Below are 22,575 nucleotides of genomic sequence, written 5' to 3'. Positions count from 1 at the left end.
GTGCAGGAGGGACTCGGTCGGGGGTGGGACGGTGGGGTCGGGTGGCGGTTGGGTGGGTGTTTCGGATTCCGTGGGTTTGGTTTCGAGGGGTTCGGCGGGGTGCCGGGCGCGTCGGCGCAGTTCGTTGAGGCAGAGGTTGCGTGCGATGGTGAAGAGCCAGGTGCGGAAGGGAGCGGTGGGTTGGTAGCGGGGTGCGGATTTCCAGACCTGGACGAAGACGGCCTGGGTGATGTCTTCGGCCTCGGTGGGGTCGTGGAGGGTGCGGGCCACGAGGTTCCAGACGGCGCGGGCGTGGCGATCCATGAGGAGGGCAAAGGCTTCACGGTCCCCGCGCTTGACGCGCGACATCAATTCGGCGTCGGGGTCCGGGGCCGATGCCATGGTGCGACACAGTCTAGGCCGGTGGGGTCAGGGGGACAAGCGGACCTCCCTCCGGAGGGAGGGGCACACGGTGACGGTCCGCTTGCCCCCCAAAAGGGTTAGGGCTGGCGGGGTTGGATTCAGCGGCCGGTTTTGCGCCGGGCGTTGGCGGGGCGGCCGGGGTTCTTTTGGGTGGCTGCGTGAACCTGGGCGGCCACACGGAGTCGGAGGGCGTTGATGCGGATGAAACCGGTGGCGTCGTCCGGGTTGTAGGCCTGGGTGGGGTCGGCCTCCATGGTGGCGATGGCGGGTTGGTAGAGGCTGACGGGGGATTTGCGGCCGGCGACCATGATGTTGCCCTTGTAAAGTTTGAGCCGGACGGTGCCGGTGACGTTTTTTTGGGTTTCGGTGATGAAGGCCTGGAGGGCGATGCGTTCGGGGCTGTACCAGTATCCGTAGTAGACCAGTTCGGCGTAGCGGGGAATGAGACTGTCGCGCAGGTGCATGACCTCGCGGTCCATGGTGAGGGATTCCATCTGGCGATGGGCGAAATGGAGGATGGTGCCGCCGGGGGTTTCGTAGACGCCGCGGGATTTCATGCCGACGTAGCGGTTTTCGACCATGTCCACCCGGCCGATGCCGTGTTTGCCGCCGAGTCGGTTGAGGGTCTTCATCACGCCGAGGGGGGTGAGGCGACGGCCATTGACGGCGATGCAGTTGCCTTGTTCGAAGTCCAGGGTGACGTACTCGGGTTTGTCCGGTGCGTCTTCGGGTGCGACGGTTAGTTTGAACATGTCCTTGTTTTCCGGGGCGAAGGCGTCCATCCAGGGGTCTTCGAGGATACCGGCCTCGTAGGAGATGTGCATGAGGTTACGGTCCATGGAATAGGGCTTTTTGGCGGTGGCCTGGACGGGGATGCCCTTCTCCTGGCAGAAAGCGATCATTTCGGACCGGCCGGGAAAGCGGCGGCGAAACTCGGGGTCGCGCCAGGGTGCGATCACCTGGAGGTCCGGCGCCAGGGCGGCGACGGTGAGTTCGAATCGGACCTGATCGTTGCCCTTGCCGGTGGCGCCGTGGGCGACGGCCTCGGCGCCTTCTTTACGGGCCACTTCGATCATGGCCTTGGCGATGAGGGGCCGGGCGATGCTGGTGCCGAGGTAGTATTGGCCTTCGTAGATGGCGCCGGCCTGGATCATGGGGAAGATGAAGTCGCGGGCGAATTCTTCCTGGAGGTCTTCGATGTAGCATTTGGAAGCGCCGGTACGCAGTGCCTTGGCGCGGAGACCACGAAGTTCCTCCTCCTGCCCGATGTTGGCGCAAAAGGCAATGATCTCGGCCTGGTACCGTTCTTTCAGCCATGCAAGGATGACCGAGGTGTCCAAACCGCCGGAATAAGCCAGCACAATCTTCATAGGCCCGCCATGATGCGCGGTGCGGGGAGGTCGCCAAGTGTAAAAATGCGCGGGCGCCGACGTCGGGGCCGCGGCCGGGCGGTTTGGATGATGGCGGGCGGGCGCGGGAGTGTGGTGTGGCGGCAGCTCAGGGGTTGTTGGTTGGGATGGGGTTGGTGGTTGGGGCTGTGCCGGATTCGGGGCGGGTGATTTCGGCCGGCGCGGACTGGACGGGGGCCAGGAGGACTTCGATGCCGCGGGCTTGAAGTTCCGACACCAGTTCCGGCGGGGCGGCGCTGTCGGTCACCACGACGTCGATGGGTTCGAGATCGCAGAGGAAGGCCAGGGATCGGCGGCCGAATTTGGTGTGGTCGAGGCACATGATGACCCTGGCTGCGGCGCGGATCATGGCGCGCTGGATGTCGACCAACAGGGAGTGGGAGTTGGTGAGGCCTTCGGGGGTGATGCCCCCGGCGCTCATGATAGCGACGTCGGCGTGGATTTTGTTGAAGGTTTCCACGGCCAGGGGCCCGACCAGGACGCCGAGTCGCGGGTAGAGCACGCCGCCGCTGAGGACGAGTTCGACGCGCGGGTTGGAGGCGAAGAGGTTTGCGACGGGGAGGGAGTTGGTGATGATTTGGGGCGCCTTTTCCTCCAGGTGACGTGCCACGTGGTACACCGTGGTGCCGGCGTCCAGAATCAGGCTTTGGTTGGGTTGGATGATGGCGGCGCAGGCGCGGCCGATGGCTTCTTTTTCGGCGAGCTGGTGGGTGTCGCGGGCCGAGAAGATGAATTCCTCGCTTTTGGGTGAGAGGGTTCGGGCTCCACCGTGGGTGCGTTTGACCGCGCCGGCAGCCTCCAGAATGGTCAGGTCACGACGGATGGTGGAGACGGAGACGCCGAAGGTGCGCGCCAGTTCGTCCAAGGAGGCGAATTCCACCTGGTCCAGGTACTCACGGATACGGTGCTGGCGTTCTTCGGCCGTCATTTTGAACCAATTGTGGCAGTTTATGATGTATTTTGCAAGATTCTGGTTGACAATGGTGCTGGATTCGATCACATTTGCGCTTGGTTATGGCTGCTGGTGTTTCAGCGCCGCCGCGGGCGGTAGTGGAGCATTTGGTTCGGCAGGCTGTGTATCAGCGGCTGGGCAAGCCGTTGCCGCGGATTGCGCAGGCGCCGAATCCGTTGGTGGTGAACATTAGTGCGCGGCATTGTCATTTGACGCAGGAGGCGGTGGAGGCGCTGTTTGGGAAGGGGTATCAATTGCGGGTGTTACGGTGGTTGTATCAGGAGGGGCAGTTTGCGGCGCAGGAGACGGTGACGTTGATTGGTCCGCGGAGCCGGGTGATTTCGAACTTGCGGATTTTGGGGCCGTGCCGGTCGTTGAATCAGGTGGAGTTGGCGTATACGGACGCGATTGCGCTGGGTTTTGATGTGCCGTTGCGGTTGTCGGGGGACATTAAGGGGACGCCGGGGTGCATGTTGATGGGGCCGGCGGGTTTTTATGAGTTGAAGGAGGGTGTGATCCGGGCGGCGCGGCATGTGCACATGCATCCGGATGATGCGGCCTTTTACGGGGTGCGGAACGGGGATTACATGCGGCTGAAGGTGGGCGGGGATTGCGGGGTGGTGTTTGAGAAGGTGCTGGTGCGGGTGGATCCGGCGTTTCGTTTGGAGGTGCACCTGGACACGGACGAGGGGAACGCGTGCAATTTGCAGCCGCACACGCCGTGTGAACTGGTGAAAGCGTGAGCGGTGATGGTGGAGAGAGTTGGTGTGAGAGGAATGAGGAGCACGATCTATGAGCGAAGCATTGGGCATGATTGAGACCAAAGGTTACGTGGGCAGCGTGGAGGCCAGCGATGCGATGGTCAAAGCGGCCAACGTGAGCCTGGTGAAGACGATCCCGATCGGCGGTGGGTTGATCACCGTGTTGTGTCGGGGTGATGTGGGCAGTGTGAAGGCTGCGGTGGACGCGGGTGCGAAAGCGGCCGGCCGCGTGGGTGAGCTGGTCAGCGCGCACATTATTGCGCGGCCGCACGAGGATTTGCTGGCCGTGTTTGTGGGCGACGGTTCGCCGCAGAAGGCCGGCAAGTGAGGTTTTGAGCATGTCCAAACCTTTTTGATGGAGGGATGACACCATGGCACAGCAAGCGTTGGGCATGATTGAGTGCAAGGGGCTTTGTGCGCTGCTGGAGGCGACGGATGCGGCGCTCAAGGCGGCCAATGTGACGCTGACCGGTTGGGAAAAGATCGGCAGCGGGTATGTGACCGCATTTTTCCGGGGTGACGTGGCGGCGGTGAAGGCTGCGACGGACGCCGGTGCAGCGGCCGCGGCGCAGGTGGGTCAGGTGATCAGTGTGCAGGTGATCCCGAGGCCGCATGAGGGGTTGGCCGGTTTGGGTAAGTGGCTGCAGTGAGGGTGGCCCGGGGCGGACCGTGGTCCCGGGGCCGGGTCGTGGTGGAAGGATTCGGCCCCGTGGCCTGTCCGACCGGAGGCGGGTCTGCAGGGGTGTGAGCCGCTCATGAAGATTCTGGTGGCCAATTTGGGGAGCACGTCGCTCAAGTGGCGGTTGTTCCAATTCGCCGGCGGTGAGGAACGGTTGTTGCATCGGGGCGGGTTGGAACGGGTGAACGATTATGGGGCGGCATTGGAGGAGTGTTTGGGGGAGCTGGGGCGGGCGGGTCATGTGCGGGGGGCTGCGGATCTGGCGGCGGTGGGATTCAAGACGGTGCTGGCTCGGGGTGTGACGGGCTGTGTGCGTGTGACGGAGTCGGTGTTGGAGGCGATGGAGGCCTTCAACAGCGTGGCTCCGGCGCACAATCCCCCGTACGTTGCCGGGATTCGGCTGTTTGCGCGGCGGTTGCCCGGGGTGCCGTTGGTGGCGTTGTTTGAGACGGCGTTTTATCAATGGGCACCGGAGGCGGCGATGCGGTATGCGGTGCCGGAGAGCTGGTGTGCGGCGGGGGTGCGTCGGTGGGGATTTCACGGGGCCAGTCACAAATACATTGCGGAACGTTCTGCGGAGTTGATGGGGCGGCCGGATGTGGCGGAGAGGGTTCGGCGTCTGTATGTGGACGGGGGGCGGACGCCGGTGGCGGATCCGCCGCTGCGGGTGATTTCGTGTCACCTGGGTGGCAGTTCGAGTATCACGCCGCTGGCCAATGGGCTGGCGCTGGGGAACAGCCTGGGGATGAGCCCGCAATCCGGGTTGCCGCAGAACAATCGGGTGGGTGATTTGGACGCGTTTGCCGTTCCGTTTGTGATGCGGACGTTGGGGCTTTCGCTGGAGGAGGTGGAGCGGCAGCTGTGTCGGCAGAGTGGTTTGCTGGGGCTGAGCGGGTTGTCCAACGACATCCGGGATCTGGTGCGGGCCGCGGGGGAGGGGCATGCCGGTGCGAGGTTGGCGTTGGATGTTTTCGTGCATTCGGCGCGGCATTGGATCGGGTCGGCCCTGGCGCAGCTGGGTGGTGCGGATGCGTTGGTGTTTACGGCGGGGATTGGTGAAAACCAGCCGGAGTTGCGCGCGGCGATTTGCCGGGGTTGGGAGGAGCTGGGGATCGAGCTGGATCCTGAGAAGAACGCGGCGGTGCGCGGGGCTGAAGGTTGCATCAGCACGGGGCGGTCCCGGGTTCGGGTGTGGGTGATTCCGACGAATGAGGAATTGGTGGTGGCGCGCGAGGTGAAACGGCTTTTGGAGCAGGAGGCGGCCCGGGGCGGTGCCGGGGAATCGGCGTCGGCGGGTGCTGCCGGCTCGAGTGTGAACTGAAACCGAGGCAACTGAGGAGAGACCATGGCACAACAGGCAATCGGGATGATTGAGACCCGCGGTTTGGTGGCCCTTGTGGAGGGCACCGACGCGATGTTGAAGGCGGCCAACGTGGAGCTGGCTGGGCCGATGATGCAGGTGGGCAACGCGCTCGTCACCGCCGTGGTGGTGGGCGACGTGGCGGCGGTGAAGGCGGCCACGGACGCCGGTGCCCAGGCGATCAAGGCGATGAAGGGCGAGCTGGTGAGTGTGCATGTGATTGCCCGTCCGCATCCGGACGTGGATGCGGTGCTGCCGAAGAAGAAGTAAACCGGCCGGCTGCGCGGTTCCGGTCCCGGGCTTGCGAACGGCGGTTCGGGTTGGGACCTGGCAGTCGAGGGGGAGACACGCGGCATGTTTCTGGCTCGCGTTGAAGGCACGGTGGTGGCCACCAAGAAGGATCCGCAGATGCAGGGGCGGAAGCTGCTACTGCTGCGGCCTCAATTGGTGGATGAGAAGGACCCGACGAAGTTTCGGCCGGGGGTCAACACCATCGTGGCGGTGGACAGTGTGGGTGCGGGCGTGGGCGAGCTGGTGATGTTCACGCAGGGGAGTTCGGCCCGACTGGCTCCCGGGATGCGGGATGCACCGGTGGACGCCGTGGTGATCGGCATTGTGGACACGGTGGATGTGCTGGGCCGGATCATCTATCAGGCGCATTCGGCCAGGGGATGAGCATGGAGCCGGTCGGGGCACGATGGGGATGTGAGTGACGAGGGGACCGAGGGGTGGACTGCATGAGGATGACAAACGGGCGGAGGGCGCATGAGCACGGTGAATGAGACGTTGATTCGCGAGGTGGTGGCGGAGGTGTTGGCTCGGCTGGGCGGGCCTGCATCGGCGATGCAGGGGGCGAAGGTTGGGACCGCGACCGCGGGAGACAGCGGCGGCGGGGGTCCGGCCGGCTCCAAGACGGGCGGTGCACCGGCCTGTGGTTGTCCCGTGTCGGGTTCCACCGGTTCGAAACCCGTGCGGGGCCGGTACGGTGTGTTTGCGGATGCGACCGAGGCGTGTGCGGCGGCGCAGGAGGCGTTTCAGCAATTGTCGGCCGCGGGTGTGGCGGGTCGGCAGAAGGTGATTCGGATCGTCAAGGACCTTTGCACGGCGAAGGCGGAGGAGTGGGGTCGGCTGGAGCTGGAGGAGACCCGGATCGGCCGGTTGGAGCACAAGATTGAGAAGCTGCGGAGTTTGCAGGGGGTGCCGGGGGTGGAGTTTTTGCAGCCGTACGGACTGAGCGGCGATCATGGGATCACGCTGGAGGAGTATGCCCCGTTTGGCGTGATCGGGGCGGTGACACCCAGCACGCATTCGATACCGACGCTGGCGTGCAACATCATCAGCATGGTGGCGGCGGGCAACGCGGTGGTGTTCAACGCGCATCCGGGCGCGTACAAGTGCGCGGTGACGGCGGTGCGCACCTTCAACCAGGCGATCCACCGGGAGTTGGGGATCGAGAACCTGGCCTGCATTGTGGAGCCGCCGACGCTGGAGTCGTTTCAGGCGATTGCGCGGAATGAGCATGTGCGGTTGCTGTGCGTGACCGGCGGGCCGGGGGTGGTGAAGGCGGCGATGGCCAGCGGGAAACGGGCCATTTGTGCGGGGCCGGGCAATCCGCCGGTGTTGGTGGACGGGACGAGCGATCTGGATCGCGCGGCCCGGTGCGTGATTGAGGGGGCAGCCTACGACAACAATTTGCTGTGCATCGGGGAGAAGGAGGTGTTTGTCCTGGAGAGTCATTTCGACCGGTTCATGGCGGCGCTGGAACGGCATGGGGCGGTCCGGCTGAACGAGGCGCAGATTGAACGGCTCACGCGGGCGGCGTTTGTGTTTCCGCAGGGGCAGGGGGCGGGTTGTGCGCATCCGACGGTGAACCGGGAGCTGGTGGGGCGGGATGCCGCGGTGCTGGCCCGGGCGGCCGGGGTGGACGTGCCGCCGGGGACGCAGCTGTTGTTCGGGGAGACACCGGCGGATCATCCGTTTGTGCTGGAGGAGCAAATGATGCCGTTCCTGCCGGTGGTGCGGGTGCGGACGGTGGAGGAGGGGATTGAAGCGGCGAAGCGGGCCGAACGCGGGTACAAGCATTCGGCCATGATTCATTCCCTGGACGTGGCGCACATGACGGCGATGGCGCGGGCGCTGGAGACGACGTTGTTTGTGAAGAACGGGTCGTGTCTGGCCGGTTTGGGCAACGGTGGCGAGGGATACTTGAATTTTTCGATTGCGACGACCACGGGCGAGGGGATTTGCAATCCGCGCACGTTCACGCGGGTGCGCCGGTGCGTGATGGTGGATCAGTTGAGGATTTTTTAGCGGGCGGAGCGTTTGGGGCCGGCGGGCCGGAGCGGCGCGTTGGTTCCGGCGCGGTTCGGGGAGAGGGGAGGTTGTGGGATGTTGCTGGCGCGAGTGGAAGGTCATGTGGTGGCGGTGCGGAAGCATCCGAGCCTGGAAGGTTGGCGGCTGGTGGTGTGCCAGCCGATTGGCGCGGACGGTCGGCCGGAAGGGACGCCCCAGGTGGCGATTGATGCGCTGGGGGCCGGGATGCATCAGCAGGTGGTGATTTCCTCGGACGGCGCGGCAGCGCGGCGGTCGGTGGGCGATGAAAAGAGTCCGGTTCGATGGTTGATCATCGGCATTGTGGATGAGAAGGCGCCGGGGGAACGGGTATGAAGCTGGGCTGGGTGATCGGGCGTGTGACTTTGAGCCGGGCGGTGCCGTCGCTTGAGGGCGGTCGGTTTCTGCTGGTGAGCCCGCTGGGGCGCGAGCAGTACACGGCGGGGCTGGAGGGACCCGTCCGCATGGGGCCGGACCCGAGTCCGGTGATTTACGACAATCTGGGTGGCATGATCGGCCAGGTGGTGGGGTATGTGGAAGGGCGAGAGGCTGCGCAACCGTTTGATCAGCCGACGCCGGTGGACGCCATCAACGTGGCGTTGGCGGATGAACTGTTCTATCGGCCGTGGCCGGGCTGAGGAGGTTTCGCTCTCATGAAACAGGTCATCAGTTTGCGGGACTTGGAGAATCTGGTGCGGCAGGGGCGGGATCTGCGCGAGCTGCCGGCGGATGCGATTCTGACGCCTGCGGCACGGGATTTTCTGCAGGAATGGCAGGCGCGGCAGGCCGGCTTGCCCGAACCCGGGATCAAGACGGGATCCGGCTCGGCTCCGGGTGGCGGGGCTGGTTCCGCGCCGCCGGCCGAGGTGTCCTCCGCCTCGTCGCCGGCGGAGCTGGAGGCGTTTTTCCACTCCGACTATTGTCGGGAGCTGAAGGAGCAGATGTGCGACATCGGCCGCCGTTTGTGGATGAGGGAGTATGTGGACGGCAACGGCGGCAATCTGGCCATTCGGGTGGGGAAGGACCTTGCCCTGTGCACGCCCACGCTGGTGAGCAAGGGCTTCATGAAACCCGAGGACATGTGTCTGGTGGATTTTACCGGACGCCAGCTCCTCGGGAAGAAGAAGCGCACCAGCGAGATTCTGATGCACCTGCAGATTTTTCAGCGCCAGCCGCGGGCCGTGGCCACTTGTCATTGTCATCCGCCCTATGCGACCGGGTTTGCGGTGGCGGGGCTGGTGCCGCCCACTTGTTTGATTCCGGAGTTTGAGGTGTTTGCCTCGGTGGCGGTGGCGCCGTATCGGACGCCCGGGACGCCCGAAATGGGGCAGCTGGTGGCCGAGTTGGTTGACCAGCACAACACGATCCTCATGGCCAATCACGGCGTGGTGAGCTGGAGCCATCTGGGCCTTGAGGACGCCTATTTCAAAATGGAGATATTGGAGGCGTACTGTCGAACCGTGCTGGTGACGGCGCAGCTGGGCAAACCGCCCCAGACCATGACTCCGCAGCAGTTGCGGGAGCTGCTGAAGATCAAGCAGGAGCTGGGGATTCCGGATCCTCGATACGGCCTGCGGGAGTGCGAGTTATGCGACAATGACCAGTGGCGTCCCGGCGTGACCTGCACCGTGCCGCCCCGGGCCGCCATGGAGTCGGACCTGGATCCCGAGGCGGAGAAGGCGGTGCAGGTGATCACGGATGAGATCCTGGCCCGGTGGAAGTGAACTCGAAGGCTCCAGCGGATCGTTCCGGGCAGGGACCGGTCAAGTCGTTGGACCGGAAACTGGTGGAGATTCGCGCTGATCCTTCGGTGCGCACCTTCATTCTTGCGGACGCGAAAGATGCGGACATGGCCTACGGTGTACGCGCGCCCGGGCCGCGGTATTGGTTGTCTGCTCAGGGTGCGCGGCCGGCGCGGTTTTCGCCCGAGGTTTGGACCCGGGAGGAGTTTGGGTACCGCAATCTTCCCGAGTTTTTGGACATCATCCGCGAGATCGTTCGCCAGGGGGTTGTGGACATCATGTTGATGTCGCCCTACGTGAACGATCTGCTGACGATTCAGGAGGGGCTGTTTCGAAACTCGCCGGTGACGCCGGCGGCCCGGGCCAATGATACGACGGACATTTGGGCGGTGCGGCATGGCTGTTATACGGCCGAACCCTCGCGACCGTTTCGGACGGCCAGCATTGATCAGATCCAGTGCGGCCGGGTGGAATGTGATCGAGGCGGGACGGACCCGGGCTTTCCCGGTGCGAACCTGGGGTTGTATTCACTGACGTTTTTGAATGACCCGGATCGGGACCGCGAGATGCTGCTGGCCTACAAGGCCTTTCGTGAGGAGGCCGAGCGGAAGGGCTTTCGGCATTTCCTTGAAGTGTTTGATCCGAATGTGCCCACGGGACTGTCGCCCGAAAAACTGGGTGAGTTCATCAATGACCAGATCCTGCGCACCCTGGCCGGGGTACCGGAAGCCGGGCGGCCGTTGTTCCTCAAAATCGTGTACCACGGGCCGCGGGCGTTGGAGGAGCTGGTGCAGTATGATCCGCGCATGATCGTGGGGATTCTGGGTGGATCGGCCGGGACGACATACGACGCGTTCCTGTTGTTGCACGAGGCCCAGCGGCATGGCGCACGGGTTGCGTTGTACGGGCGCAAGATCAACCATGCCGAACATCAACTGGCATTCATCGAGATGTTGCGATTGATCACCGAGGGCCGGATCGGGCCGGAGGAGGCCGTCCGCGCCTATCACGGGGTGTTGGAGGCTTTGAGAATCCGGCCCCGACGCACGTTGGAGGAGGACCTTCAGCTTACGGATCCGGTGTTGCGCGCAGATCGCACCGGGCGGCGTCGGGCGATGTGGGAGGTTCATGATCCCGACCCGGCCGGAACCGGCGTGAAGCGTGGGGAATCGTTGGGAGGGGAGAAGACCGCGGCGGCGACGGGTCCGGGTGCATCCGGTGACTCGCCGGTTGCGGCAACGGCGCCCGCAACGGCCCGGGGTTCGAAGCCGGTGGACTTCGACTGCATGACGCCGGAGCAGCGCCGGGACTATCACCTGGAGCGGTTGCGCCGGCGGTATGGCGGGGGATGATGGGCGGGATCAGAGGGCGATCCGCCTTGTTTCGAACAGCAGGGGCGCGGCCTGACGGGCCAGCTCCTCGCAGCGTTGGAGGATCGTGGTGGCGGATTCCTGTTGGATTGCCCAGGACGCCAGGTCCCGTGCCTCGCTCATGCGGATGCGACGGACCAGGTATTTGATTTTGGGAACCACGGGCGGGGCGGCGCTGAGTTCGTGGACGCCCAGGCCCAGCAGTAACGGTATCAGGACGGGGTCACCGGCCATTTCACCGCATACACTGACGCGCACGCCGGCGCGTTCGGCCACTTCCGTGGTCATGCGGATGAGGCGGAGGATGGCCGGATGGGTGGGTTCATAGAGGTGGGCGATCCGTTCGTTCATTCGGTCGACGGCCAGGGAGTACTGAATGAGGTCGTTGGTGCCGATGCTGAAGAATTTGCTGCGACGGGCCAGCGCGTCGGCGACCAGGACGGCCGACGGGATTTCGATCATGGCGCCGGTCTCGATGTTTTCGTTAAACGGGACGCCCCTTTGGCGGAGTTGGTCCTTGCAGGTTTCCAGCAGTTCGTTGGCCTGGCAGAGTTCCTCCAGCCCGGAGATCATGGGGTACATGATCTTCACGTTACCTTCGGCGCTGGCTCGCAGGATGGCCCGGAGCTGGACGCTGAACATTTCTGGCTGCTGCAGGCACAGTCGGATGGCCCGCCAACCGAGAAAGGGGTTCATCTCCTGCTGGGGCACGAGGTGAGAGAGGAATTTGTCGCCTCCGAGGTCGAGGGTGCGCACGATCACCGGGTGCGGTTGCAGGGCGGTAGCCACCCGGCGATAGGCCTGGAATTGTTCTTCCTCGTCCGGGGGATGATCGCGGTTGATGTAGAGGTATTCGGTGCGGAACAGGCCCACACCCTCGGCCCCGCAAGCCTTGACCGCGTCCACGTCGTCCGCCTGTTCGATATTGGCCAGGATGGGGACCCGGACTCCGTCCAAGGTGACACCGGGCTGGTCCACGACCTCGCGGAGTTTTTCTTCGAGGGTGATCTGGCGGCGGACCAGCTGGCCGTATTCGAACAGGACCTGGTCACTGGGGTTCAGGACCAACAACCCGTTGAAACCGTCGAGCAGGGCGTAGGTACCGGACCCGGCTTCCCGCAGGGCGTGCGGTACGCCCACCACGGCAGGCAATCCCAGGGAGCGGGCCAGGATGGCGGCGTGCGAGGTTTGACTGCCCACCTCCGTCACGAATCCCAGGACTTTCCGTTTGTCCAATTGCACGGTGTCGCTGGGGGTCAGGTCGTGGGCCACCACGATGACCGGGTCGTGTAGATGGGACAGGTCCAAGCCATGCGCGCGGCCCATCAGGTGGCTGAGCACCCGGGCGGTGACATCCCGGATGTCGGCCACCCGTTCCCGCAGATATTCGTCCTCGACCCGACTCAGTGCGGCCATGTATTTGTGGGCGACCTGATGAAACGCGTGTTCGGCGTTGACCCGCTCGCGGGTGATGACGCGCACCACTTCGTCCAGAAGGACCCGGTCTTCCAGCACCAGGAGGTGGGCATCGAAAATCCCGGCCTCCTCGGCCCCCATGACCTCGCGGACCTGGCGCTGGACATCCAGAAGCTGTTTGCGGGTGGCCACCAGGGCTTGTTCCAGCCGTTCGAGCTCGGCGGGCACATCTTCTTCCCGCAGCTCCCAGCGCGGAATCTCGGCTTCGGCCCGGTGCCAGACGTAGAGTTTCCCGCGGGCCACACCGGGGGAGACCGCAATGCCCCTCAACACTCGATCGCCCTGTTCGTTGACGGCCGCCACGGAACTCTCTTACCCGATTGGGGGAGCGTGGTGAAAGCAAAAGTTTCGCTTGGCATGGATGCGGGCGCGGCTCCGGGGCGAGCCGGGCACCGGCAGGTACCGGCAAGGAGTCGGTGGGGCCGGGGTTCCACGGGGCCTCCCCGCTGAGCCCCGGGGGCGACCCGTTTGTGCGCCGGGGGATTGGCAGCGGAGGTAATCTCTAGGCAACGTGGGGATCGGGTGGCTGCAGTGTGAGTTCCTGGCCCACGGCGAAGGCCCGTGCGACGAATCCGCCGAGCTCGTAATAGCTCTGGGTATCCGGCGCGTACGACAGGGGCCGGAACCGCTCCGGGTCGGTGTGCCCCTGGTCATCCAGAATCCGGGGGTCGGCCTTGACGTCCACAATCTCACCCACGAAGAGTGTGTGCAGCCCCAGTTCGACGTTTCGGTACAGCCGGCATTCCAGGACCAGTGGGAACTCTTCGACGTAGGGCGCGTCCACGAGCAGGCTGCGGGTGGGCGTCAGACCGGTGACACGGAACTTGTCCACTGCGCGTCCCGAGACCATGCCCAGGTAGTCCACCAACCGGACCTGATCCCGAGACGGCACGCTGACGGTGAAGGCGCGCCGATGCAGGATGTTTTCGTGGGTGTAAGTGGCCCGGCGCAGGGCCACCCCGATGCAGGGCGGCTGGGAACAACAGATGCCGGCCCAGGCTGCGGTCATGGCATTGGGACGGCCGGCGGTGTCGTAGGTCCCCACCACGATCACCGGGGTGGGATGCAGGAGGGTCTGGGCACCCAACGACTTTTTCATATGCGGCAGAGCATAAGGACAACTTTGCGGAACAGCCAGTCTTGAAATCACCATCGAACATTCGGGCAAGGTCGCAGTGTCGGCGTATGCGGTAGAAGCGGCAGCTTGTACCGGCTGCTGGATGTGGGCGTTTTCGAGGGCGAAGATCACTGTCGCGGGTCCGTACGATTCCGGGTGAACGCGTCCGGGTTGTTTTCCTAATGACGTGCCGCGTACTTCATGCGCCTGCGGGACCTTCCTGTGAACGCCGTGCGGGCTGAGCCGGTGGGAGTCGGGCGCCGGGCCTCGAGGATGCAGGAGTGTCCGGCGGCGCAGCTTTTTCGGGTCGGGCGGGTTTTGCGCAGCGGGGCCTGCCCGCGCCCCGGGTGTGTCTGCGCAGTGGACCCGCGGGCGGGCCTGCCGTACCCGGTGGGGTAGCACGCACGCCACGGGAGGCAAACCCTTGATTCCCCGTTTGATGGGGGTTTTGGGCTTGGTGTTTGGGATCGTCTCTGACGGGAACATATTCGGTGGTGGGCCGGCGCGCTCTTCTGGCGCCGTCCCGAAATTCTGGGCGTGGTGAGAGGCGCAGGCCGGGCCGGGCGGTTGGGTGCGGAGTGCGGTCCCCGGGGCAAAAATGTGCGCTGCCGGGGGGACAACGGTGCCGAAGAAAGACAACGGAGGAGGAGCAGGCTTCCAACAGGCAGCCGTCCTCCTCCCCAAGATGAGACCTTTGCCGGCCCCTCTGGGTTGAGAAAGCCGTTACTGTTTTTGGGAGGCCCTTGCGAGCTGTTTGTCGGTGAGGGAATGGAGCCAGGCGACGATGGCGTCGGCCTCTTCGTCGCTGAGCTTGCGGTCCAGTTGTATGTAGGCCATGAGAATGACCGCTTCTTTCAGTTCTGCGTGCCTGCCGTTATGGAAATAGGGTGCGGTCAGGGCGACGTTGCGGAGGCTGGGCACCTTGAATTTGAACTTGTCGGCCTCGTCCTTGGTGACGGCGTAGCGGCCGAGGTCGGGGGTCTCGTAGGGATGGATCAAACCGACTTTTTGGAAGCTGTTACCGCCGATGAGGGGGCCGGTATGGCAGGTGATACAACCGATGTTGATGAACAGGTCCAGTCCCCGGAGTTCCCTTTGGTTGAGGGCTTGGTTGTCGCCTTTAAGGAAATCGTCGAACCGGTCGCGGGTGATCAGGGTTCGTTCGAAAGCTGCGATGGCCTCGGCCAGGTTGTCGTAGGTGATGGGTTCGGACTGTCCCGGGAAGGCTTTGGCGAACAGTTCGCGGTATTCGGGGATGCCGCGCAGTTTTTCCTCGACGGCGGCTTCACTGGGCATGGCCATTTCCACCGGGTTGAGGATGGGTCCCTTGGCCTGTTCTTTGAGGTCTTTGGCGCGTCCGTCCCAGAACTGTGCGATGTGGAAGCCGGCGTTCAGGACGGTGGGCGAGTTGCGCTCGCCGCGTTGACCGAGTGCGCCCGGACTTGTGGGTAGATTATCCACGCCCGCTTTGCCGCCGGTGATGTCGTGACAGGTATTGCAGGACTGGGAGTTGTTTACTGACAGGCGGTTGTCGAAGTAGAGTTTGCGGCCCAGTTCGATGCGCTCCGGGGTATCGTGCTCGGCGCCGGGCATCTTGTCCGGCAGCGGTTCGAAGAAAAACCGGGCCTTTTGGCGCAGGGCGTCGGGGTCGGCCGCCAGGGCGGCCCAACCCAGGACCGTGACCATTCCCACGAGAACTGCAGGTTTCATCGTCCTCATATGAGTCATTAGATCATCGATAGAGTTATCGTGTGAAAAGAATAGCAGGTTATGCGCGGATTTCAAGCTCCCCTTTGCAAAAATTGTCGTTTACGGGGTGCGGTGGGGCGTTGGGTGAGGGTGGCCGGTGCGGAAGTTGCGTCCGTTATCCGACCTTGTCTGCCGGTGGGGCGGGGCGGCTTGGAGCCCGGGGCGTCCGGTGGGCGGGGACGGTCGTTGGAGCGGGATGGCGGGGCGCAGGGGGGCGGAACTGCACGACCGGCGCCCGATGCGGGGGGCGACGCTCTTTAAAGAAAGGGCGGCTTGTTCTGTTTGACCGTGATTTGTGCGGGGTTCGGCGCCTCTGACGAACCGCACCGTGGTGGTGGGCGGGGTTGGTTCGGGCTGAGGTGCCGTGTGCCGGGGCCGTGGGAAGGGAATGGAGATTGGGATTCGACTGCAGCGCTCTGGTTTATCCACGCAGACCCTGGTGCTCGCCGCCGGCGCAGCGTGGCGGCCGCCGGGTGACGAGTGCTCGGACTCTTAATGGCCGGGTTGAGTTCCGGCAGGCCCTTGGTGATCCGGATGATTGGGGGCTGCACCTGTGGAGAACTCGGTTTTTGTCAGGGCAAAGGAGTGGATTGGCCGGGGCGGAGGTGGGGTTTTTGACGGGCCAGCGCGTCGTGGGTTGGGTGGGTTGCGGGGTTGTAGAGGCCGGGGGGCCTCGGGCCGTCGATCCGGGCGACCCTGGGAGGCGTAAGGTGCATCAGTCCGGGAAGGTAGCCCTGCTGTTCTCAGGGGTTCGTGGCCGGGAGAAGGGCTCAGGGCCTGGCCTTTCGGCCGCGGGTGAGCAGGCCGTCTACGGGCGCGTAATCATCGGTGAGGATGCCGCATTGGGCAAAGTGTGCAGGAGGTAGTTCGCGCAGGTTGCGAACGCACTGCAGGAAATTGGGGAGTCGGATTCGGCCGGTCTTGAGGAGTTCGCGCGCGGTTTGTTCCAATTCCGTTCGGGAGCGGCGCCGGGCGTCGCGGGTCGCCACCAGTACGATGTTCTGGCTGCTGGAGGCGGGGAACAGGTAGACCTGCGGGAACACGGCAGCCATGGTTTGGTGCAGCGATCCAATGACGTCCGAGTGCCATGCATTGAGGGTTCCAATGGCGTTGTAGGCGAGGACGCCGTTGGTGGTGAGCCGGTCGCGGACGATTTCGAAGAACTCGCGCGTGGCCAGGTGGTAGGGGATGAAGGCGCCGTAGCGGTTTTCGGTGTAGGCGTCCACGAGGATGACGTCCCATTGCTGGCGGGATCGACGGAGGTAAAGCCGTCCATCCTCCACTACGACGCGCTGCGTTGGCCCGGTTTGCAAATGGAAGAATTCACGGGCGACGCGGACGACCACGGGGTCGATCTCCACGGTTTCGAACTCCACCTGCGGGTACCAGGCGGCCCATTGGCGCTGGGCGCTGGCTCCACCCAGGCCGATCATCAGGGTGCGGTTGATCTGGGTGTTCCAGAGCCAGGGCAGGTGGAAGTATTCGATGTACTCGAAGTGTCCGGTCAGCGGGTCCTGCAACGACATGCGGGTCTGCAGAGTGCCGTCGAAGGTCAACCAGCGAAATCCGGCGCGGTCCTCGACTCTTATGCTGTGGTAGGGCGAGGTGGCTTGGAACAACACCTCGGCGTGGAGTGTCGTGGCGGCCAGGGCCAGGGCCAGCCAGCCTATGTCGAAACGTGAGGGCCTGTTCATTGTGGAGATCTTTCCCCGGGACGGAACCGTCGGTCCACCAACCAACAGATGACGGCCAGGCCCAGCATGGCCAGGCCGCACCCCCGGAAGATGGTGGACAATGCCATCAAGTCCACCAGAAGGTAACCTGCGACGAACACCCCGGCAATGCTGCCCACGGTGCTGGCTGCGATGATGAGGCCGCTGATCCGGCCGACGTGAGCGATCTGCCGGCTGGTCAGCCGAATGAAATACGGGGACAACATCGCCAGCACGAAACACGGTAATAGGAACACCACGGCGCTGCCGAGGGCGGGGTCGAGTTTTTGCCAGAGGGGGGCTATGGGCTCGTCGGGTGGGTGGCGATTGACCAGCGCGGCCAGAACCGGGGGGGCAAACCCGGGGATGGCATAGACCAGGAGGCCGGTCGGACCCAGCAACCACGCCAGGGGTCCGGGTCGCCGCCATCGGTCGGCCAGTGCACCGCCCACGTAGTAACCCAGTGCCAGGGCGATCATGACCACCCCGATTTGGCTGACCCAAACATAGAATGCGCTGCCGAAATCGCGCGCCAGATAGCGGGCGCCGACGATTTCCAGCACCAGGATGATGAAGCCGCCCACGGCGGCGATCCCTGCACCGAGCCAGGCTGGGAGGGCACCGGTCAGGTCGGCCGGGCTTGGTGGGCTGTTGGGACTAACGGCGTTCATCTCCGGCTGCTGATGGGGCCTCGGTGCAGATCTGCCGGGGGGTGCAGTCGAAGACCGGGAGGGGTTGCCATGAGGTTTATTCACGGTGTGGGTTCGACCGATGGATCCTTGGGAATGCCCAGGGCCTCGTAGAGTTTGCGTCGGGCCGCCTGGTCCTGTTCCAAAGTGGTGCGGGCGTAGGCGGCGACCTCCTCAGCCCGGGCGCGGGGCACGACGATCACACCATCTCCGTCTGCCACGATTATATCGCCGGGCCTGACGAGCACGCCGCCACAGACGATGGGAGCGTTGACGGACTCGATTTCGTTTCGTCCGGGCCGGATCCCGCGACCCGGCCGTCGGAAATACAGGGGCACGCCCTGGGCCTCAATTTCGTCGGTGTCGCGGGCGGTCGCACTGGAGACCACCCCCACGCAACCCCGTTGTTTCCAGACCAGGATGTTGTTGGAGCCGATGGATCCGACGTCGTGGCCCTGTTCCTCGATCACCAGGACGGTGCCCGGACGCAGGAGGGGAACAAATGGTTCGCTGCTGCGGTCCCGGTACCATGCGCCCATCCAGCGGTCGAAGACCTCCGTGGACTGTGGACCTGTGGCTGGTTGTTGTGTGGGTACGTAACGGGCTGTAACGGCGACGCCGACGATTCGATGTCGAAAGGTTCGGACGTCCTTCCACAAGGGGCGAATCTCGGGGTCCATCCGACCGACGTGGGCCAAGCCGGCCTTGTCCATTCCATCCGAAACGTCGGCCACGCGCAGGCCCTTGAAGAGCCGAAGGATTCGTGCGTCTTCGCTTTCCGGATATACATCGGTTGGGATGAAATGTTTTCCTTTTCGAAGCTCTTCAAGGGTTGGCTCGGGGGCGGGTTGGGCGGACACGATTACCCGCGAGACGGAAAGGAGCAGCGCAACGCCGAGGGAGGCCGATTTGCCGGGTGCGAGAGTCTTCATGGCATCCAGCAAAGCTGGAACAGGCATGCAGGCCAAGTCTGAAAAGGCAGGTGCGCAGGGTTCTTTGAGTGGGGCCTTTTCATGCAGGCCTAGGCTTACCGGCGGCGGGCGCCGATGGGACGGACACACCTCAGGACGCCATTACCTGCCGGTTGCTTTCATCGTGGTTTCGGTCGGCGTGAGTCGGGTGGTTTGGGCGGAGAAGCGCGTCTTTTTAGTTGAGTCGCGCTGAGGTGCTGATTTCGTGACCGGTGGGAGTGGCAGGAGGTGGTTTGCCGGGGGACCTGGGGCGTGCTTGCCGGGGGTTGGTGAGCTCGTGCCCGTGCCGTGCGGCGTTGTGGACCTGGTAGTGGGGCTCCGATTCGCGGCCGGGTTTCGGGTCCGGCCCTTGCCATGTCCGCGTGCTCCGGCAGGAAGTGTTTGCGAGGCTGATGTGCAGGTGCGGGTTTGAGCCGGCGGTGGTGGGCGAGGCTTTGCACAAAGCGGGCGGTTGCAAACAAAAAGCGGCTCGTTCCATCGAACGAACCGCTCAACCGGGGGCCCCCCGGGGCAGCGGCCGGGCAGGCCAGGCTTTTTTTTGTAGCGCGTTACCGGGAGGTCTTTCGCCAGAGATGGAGCCCGACGAGGCTCAACCCGAGCAGGACGGCGGTGGCACCGCCATCGGGCATGGCGTGTTGCGGCGTGTAGGGCAGGCTGCCGCCCGTGATTCCGCCGCCCGGAAGGGGCGGATCGCCAATGTTTCGGTACGCGTCCTGCCAGATGGCTGCATAGGGGCCGTCCACGGGGGCCAAAACGGAGATGAACCCAAAGCCGCTGGCGTAGGGCTCATATTCGTCGTCACCCCAAAAGTCATTGTACCCGTTGGGAACGATGCTTTTTTCCAGGCTGATTCCCTCAAAAAGTTCCAGGTCGTACCACTGCAACACGTACAGGGAATTGAAGGGATTGGGGATGCCGTACTCTTGTTCGTATTCGGTGCTGCTGAGGAAGCGGTAGCCCCAAGTTTCCGGGAACGTGATATTCGAAACCAGGGCCGGCGAGTCCAGCGGGATCTCCCAACCGACGATTCGGGGCCATATGGTCATCCTGCCGTCCGTGACCGGCTCGGAGTCGTTATAAACCGTGTAGGCATAATGGTAGAAACCGTTTCCCAAGTCCGTGACGACCGTTTCCACGTGGGACAACCGTTCGATCACGGGATCGACCATCACAAAAGCCTCGACCCGGGTGGTCAGGCTGGTTACCAGCGTCAGTCCTGCTGCCGTGAGCATCCATCGCGTTTTCATCGTTGCCTCCTGGATTCTTGACTTCGGTTTCTTGAATTCGCGCTACAAGCTAATTGGTGCGCAGCTACATTTGTGCCAACCGTGCCAACGACCTTATATCATGTTGATGCAGAGGCACTAAACCACACTTGTGAAAAATTGGCCGAATCCGGATGTGTAAAGGAAACTTAACACTTTCGGAGGAGCGCAGTTGCGATCGTGGACCGACGTGGCTCGTAAGTTGCTGACGTTCAACACGATATGATGGATGGAGCTGCGGGGCCGAAAATCGTAAATTCTACCGACAGGTTGTCGGTTATTTTAACACTTTGCCTCGGGGGTTCCCCGGAGTTGTCCCGGGGATTTTTCTGAAGGTTTACCGGGTTGAACCGGATTTGGGCGGAGCGTTTGCCCCGCTGAGGGCCCGTTTACGGTGAGAAGAGCTTTTGGAAGAAGGCACGGTTTGCGTTCGGGCGAACTTTTGCGGATCCACTGGGTGAAGTCTTGGGATGGTCTTAGGTGGTGAGGGGTAGAAGCTTGGGTTGGAGGGACCCGAGGGTTGGAGAGGGGTCGCGAGGGTCGTAGGAAGCTTGTACTGGTCGATGCAGTTTTACTGGCCGGAAGCAGGCTTGCGGGGTGGGAATCGAGGGTCGTTGGTGGGGAAGGGTTCGTTGACATGGGCTCCGACTGGTCTAATTTTCGCGTGCGCGCAATTCGGGCCTCGGGCCGGTGAGAGCCTCACGTCGGCCCGGGGGAAGATTCACCTGCGCGCTGGGAGCGTAGAAACGATGAGCACCGCTGTTGAAAGCATCGAGAGCCTGGTCAAAAAGGAGTACAAGTACGGTTTTTACACCGACATTGAGACCGAATCGGCCCCACCGGGGCTGAACGAGGACATTATTCGGTTTATTTCGGCCAAGAAGAAGGAGCCCGAATGGTTGACCGAGTGGCGGCTGAAGGCGTATCGGCACTGGCTGACGATGACGCCGCCGAACTGGCAGTTTGTGAAGTATCCGCCGATCAACTTTCAGGAGATCGTTTATTACGTGGCCCCGAAGATGCGGACCGACGGGCCGAAGAGCCTGGAGGAGGTGGATCCGAAGTTGTTGGAGACGTACGAGAAGCTGGGCATTCCTCTGCGGGAACGCGAGCGGCTGGCGGGTGTGGCGGTGGACGCGGTGTTTGACAGCGTCTCGGTGGGGACCACGTTCCAGAAACAGCTTGCCGAGAAGGGGATCATATTTTGCTCGATGAGCGAGGCGGTCCGGGAGCACCCGGAGCTGGTGCGGAAGTACCTGGGCAGCGTGGTGCCGTACACTGACAATTTTTATGCGGCCCTGAACTCTGCCGTGTTCAGTGACGGGTCGTTCGTGTACGTGCCCAAGGGGGTGCGCTGTCCGATGGAATTGTCCACGTATTTCCGCATCAACGCCGCCAAGTCGGGTCAGTTTGAGCGGACGCTGATTATTGCCGACGAGGGGGCGTACGTAAGCTATCTGGAGGGGTGCACGGCGCCGATGCGGGATGAGAACCAGCTGCATGCGGCGGTGGTGGAGTTGATTGCGCTGGACCATGCGGAGATCAAGTACTCGACGGTGCAGAACTGGTATCCTGGGGACGAAGAAGGGCGGGGCGGCATCTTCAACTTCGTAACCAAGCGCGGTCTGTGCAAGGGCCGGTACTCGAAGATTTCCTGGACGCAGGTGGAGACCGGGTCGGCGATCACCTGGAAATATCCGAGCTGCGTGTTGTTGGGGGACCATTCAGTGGGGGAGTTTTACTCGGTGGCGGTGGTCAACGGGCGACAACAGGCCGACACCGGCACGAAGATGATTCACATCGGCCGTAACACCCGGAGCACCATCGTGTCCAAGGGGATTTCGGCGGGCCGGGGTCAGAACGTGTACCGGGGCCTTGTGGAGATCCGCAAGTCCGCGGTCAATTCGCGGAATTTTTCGCAGTGCGACTCGATGTTGATCGGCGACAAGTGCGGCGCCCACACGTTTCCGTACATTGACGTGCGCAACTCCAGCTCGTCCGTGGAGCACGAGGCAACGACTTCGAAGATCGGCGAGGACCAGATCTTCTACTGCAACCAGCGGGGCCTTTCCACGCAGGACGCGGTGAACCTGATTGTGAACGGCTTCTGCAAGGAGGTGTTCAAGGAGTTGCCGATGGAGTTTGCAGTGGAAGCGCAGAAGCTGCTCGGTGTGAGCCTGGAGGGCAGCGTGGGCTGAGCCCGCCAGTTTAGCGGGACCACGTGGTTGTTGCGAGTGCCGGGGGTTGCCCCGAGAGGGCTGCCCCCGGCCTTTTTGTTGATGGGCGGGTTTGGGGTCGTGTGGGAATGAAGCCCACGCGGGAACCAACTCAAGCCGTGTTGCGTGGAAGGGGCGGTGCCGGCCCATGCGTATGACGCGGTGGGTGCTGGCAGATCGGTGCGGGCGGGCCACCGGGCCGGGCGGCTTGTGGTTTCGCCCCCGGGGCCGGGACTTCCGATTCGGTGGTCAGACCCGGCGTGGGTCCCGGGGTGCCCGCATCGGGCTGCTGACGGCCCGGGAGCGGGACGATGAAGGATTGACCCCGGCCGGGTCGGGGGCGCTGATGGGCCTGCCCCGCTGGTAAAGTTGTT

General features: G+C 63.7%; 23 protein-coding genes. 13 read left to right on the top strand and 10 right to left on the bottom strand.

Features of this window, described 5'->3' with window-relative positions; all coding sequences use genetic code 11:
* The 3 genes from G4L39_RS03045 to G4L39_RS03035 form a co-directional block, all read right to left on the bottom strand.
* The coding region (locus G4L39_RS03045; RefSeq protein ID WP_165105798.1) for an RNA polymerase sigma factor at nt 1–381 on the bottom strand (381 nt) is incomplete at its 3' end.
* A 119-nt stretch (nt 382–500) separates the two neighbouring features.
* Nucleotides 501–1,772, bottom strand: coding sequence for an argininosuccinate synthase (locus G4L39_RS03040; RefSeq protein WP_165105797.1), 1,272 nt, complete (start codon nt 1,770–1,772; stop codon nt 501–503).
* A 127-nt stretch (nt 1,773–1,899) separates the two neighbouring features.
* Nucleotides 1,900–2,811 (bottom strand): DeoR family transcriptional regulator, encoded by a 912-nt coding sequence (locus tag G4L39_RS03035; protein ID WP_165105795.1) that lies wholly within the window; start codon nt 2,809–2,811, stop codon nt 1,900–1,902.
* 14 nt (nt 2,812–2,825) lie between these two features.
* Here G4L39_RS03035 and pduL point away from each other — a divergent pair, with 14 nt between their 5' ends.
* From pduL to G4L39_RS02980, 11 genes are all read left to right on the top strand, one after another.
* Nucleotides 2,826–3,506, top strand: coding sequence for a phosphate propanoyltransferase (gene pduL / locus G4L39_RS03030; protein ID WP_165105794.1), 681 nt, complete (start codon nt 2,826–2,828; stop codon nt 3,504–3,506).
* A 49-nt stretch (nt 3,507–3,555) separates the two neighbouring features.
* Entirely contained in the window at nt 3,556–3,852 is a 297-nt protein-coding gene (locus tag G4L39_RS03025; RefSeq protein ID WP_165105792.1) for a BMC domain-containing protein, read from the top strand.
* Between the two features lie 43 nt (nt 3,853–3,895).
* Nucleotides 3,896–4,174: a BMC domain-containing protein gene (locus G4L39_RS03020; RefSeq protein ID WP_165105791.1), complete on the top strand. Its 279-nt coding sequence runs from the start codon at nt 3,896–3,898 to the stop codon at nt 4,172–4,174.
* 105 nt (nt 4,175–4,279) lie between these two features.
* Nucleotides 4,280–5,524 carry an acetate/propionate family kinase gene (locus tag G4L39_RS03015; RefSeq protein ID WP_165105789.1) on the top strand — a complete coding sequence of 415 codons (1,245 nt, stop codon included), beginning with the start codon at nt 4,280–4,282 and terminating at the stop codon, nt 5,522–5,524.
* A gap of 24 nt (nt 5,525–5,548) precedes the next feature.
* Nucleotides 5,549–5,833, top strand: a complete 285-nt coding sequence (locus tag G4L39_RS03010) for a BMC domain-containing protein (RefSeq protein WP_165105788.1) — start codon at nt 5,549–5,551, stop codon at nt 5,831–5,833.
* 84 nt (nt 5,834–5,917) lie between these two features.
* Nucleotides 5,918–6,238, top strand: a complete 321-nt coding sequence (locus G4L39_RS03005) for a EutN/CcmL family microcompartment protein (protein WP_165105787.1) — start codon at nt 5,918–5,920, stop codon at nt 6,236–6,238.
* A gap of 90 nt (nt 6,239–6,328) precedes the next feature.
* The gene (locus tag G4L39_RS03000) at nt 6,329–7,873 is read left to right on the top strand and encodes an aldehyde dehydrogenase family protein (RefSeq protein ID WP_165105785.1); all 1,545 of its coding nucleotides are present in this window, start codon (nt 6,329–6,331) and stop codon (nt 7,871–7,873) included.
* Between the two features lie 78 nt (nt 7,874–7,951).
* Nucleotides 7,952–8,230, top strand: a complete 279-nt coding sequence (locus G4L39_RS02995) for a EutN/CcmL family microcompartment protein (protein ID WP_165105784.1) — start codon at nt 7,952–7,954, stop codon at nt 8,228–8,230.
* Nucleotides 8,227–8,532 carry a EutN/CcmL family microcompartment protein gene (locus G4L39_RS02990; protein WP_165105783.1) on the top strand — a complete coding sequence of 102 codons (306 nt, stop codon included), beginning with the start codon at nt 8,227–8,229 and terminating at the stop codon, nt 8,530–8,532. The genes G4L39_RS02995 and G4L39_RS02990 overlap by 4 nt, the downstream gene beginning before the upstream one ends.
* A gap of 15 nt (nt 8,533–8,547) precedes the next feature.
* On the top strand, nt 8,548–9,618 hold the full coding sequence (locus tag G4L39_RS02985) for a class II aldolase/adducin family protein (protein ID WP_165105781.1): 1,071 nt from the start codon (nt 8,548–8,550) through the stop codon (nt 9,616–9,618).
* Between the two features lie 125 nt (nt 9,619–9,743).
* Nucleotides 9,744–10,988, top strand: coding sequence for a hypothetical protein (locus tag G4L39_RS02980; protein WP_205880739.1), 1,245 nt, complete (start codon nt 9,744–9,746; stop codon nt 10,986–10,988).
* A 9-nt stretch (nt 10,989–10,997) separates the two neighbouring features.
* Here the strand turns inward: G4L39_RS02980 and ptsP are convergent, their stop codons facing one another.
* The 7 genes from ptsP to G4L39_RS02945 all read right to left on the bottom strand — a co-directional run bounded on the left by ptsP (nt 10,998) and on the right by G4L39_RS02945 (nt 19,967).
* Nucleotides 10,998–12,785, bottom strand: a complete 1,788-nt coding sequence (gene ptsP / locus G4L39_RS02975; RefSeq protein WP_343203293.1) for a phosphoenolpyruvate--protein phosphotransferase — start codon at nt 12,783–12,785, stop codon at nt 10,998–11,000.
* A 199-nt stretch (nt 12,786–12,984) separates the two neighbouring features.
* On the bottom strand, nt 12,985–13,581 hold the full coding sequence (locus tag G4L39_RS02970) for a flavin reductase family protein (protein WP_165105780.1): 597 nt from the start codon (nt 13,579–13,581) through the stop codon (nt 12,985–12,987).
* A 741-nt stretch (nt 13,582–14,322) separates the two neighbouring features.
* Nucleotides 14,323–15,309 (bottom strand): cytochrome-c peroxidase, encoded by a 987-nt coding sequence (locus G4L39_RS02965; protein ID WP_165105779.1) that lies wholly within the window; start codon nt 15,307–15,309, stop codon nt 14,323–14,325.
* A gap of 809 nt (nt 15,310–16,118) precedes the next feature.
* On the bottom strand, nt 16,119–17,042 hold the full coding sequence (locus G4L39_RS15320) for a spermidine synthase (protein WP_165105777.1): 924 nt from the start codon (nt 17,040–17,042) through the stop codon (nt 16,119–16,121).
* Nucleotides 17,039–17,731, bottom strand: a complete 693-nt coding sequence (locus G4L39_RS15315; RefSeq protein ID WP_165105776.1) for a fused MFS/spermidine synthase — start codon at nt 17,729–17,731, stop codon at nt 17,039–17,041. The genes G4L39_RS15320 and G4L39_RS15315 overlap by 4 nt, the downstream gene beginning before the upstream one ends.
* Nucleotides 17,732–17,811: 80 nt before the next feature.
* Nucleotides 17,812–18,681 (bottom strand): RraA family protein, encoded by an 870-nt coding sequence (locus G4L39_RS02950; protein ID WP_165105775.1) that lies wholly within the window; start codon nt 18,679–18,681, stop codon nt 17,812–17,814.
* Nucleotides 18,682–19,268: 587 nt separating this feature from the next.
* Entirely contained in the window at nt 19,269–19,967 is a 699-nt protein-coding gene (locus G4L39_RS02945) for a VPDSG-CTERM sorting domain-containing protein (RefSeq protein ID WP_165105773.1), read from the bottom strand.
* Nucleotides 19,968–20,734: 767 nt separating this feature from the next.
* Between G4L39_RS02945 and sufB the strand changes: the two genes are divergently transcribed.
* A complete protein-coding gene (gene sufB / locus G4L39_RS02940) occupies nt 20,735–22,183 on the top strand; it encodes a Fe-S cluster assembly protein SufB (protein ID WP_165105771.1) in 1,449 nt (482 codons plus the stop codon).
* A gap of 166 nt (nt 22,184–22,349) precedes the next feature.
* On the top strand, nt 22,350–22,568 hold the full coding sequence (locus G4L39_RS02935) for a hypothetical protein (RefSeq protein ID WP_205880738.1): 219 nt from the start codon (nt 22,350–22,352) through the stop codon (nt 22,566–22,568).
* The last annotated feature ends 7 nt before the right edge of the window (nt 22,569–22,575 follow it).

Origin of the sequence: Limisphaera ngatamarikiensis (genome assembly GCF_011044775.1) — a bacterium.
Taxonomy (GTDB): domain Bacteria; phylum Verrucomicrobiota; class Verrucomicrobiia; order Limisphaerales; family Limisphaeraceae; genus Limisphaera; species Limisphaera ngatamarikiensis.
The sequence above is the reverse complement of the archived record's forward strand: the minus strand, read 5'-3'. Positions and strand labels throughout refer to the sequence as shown.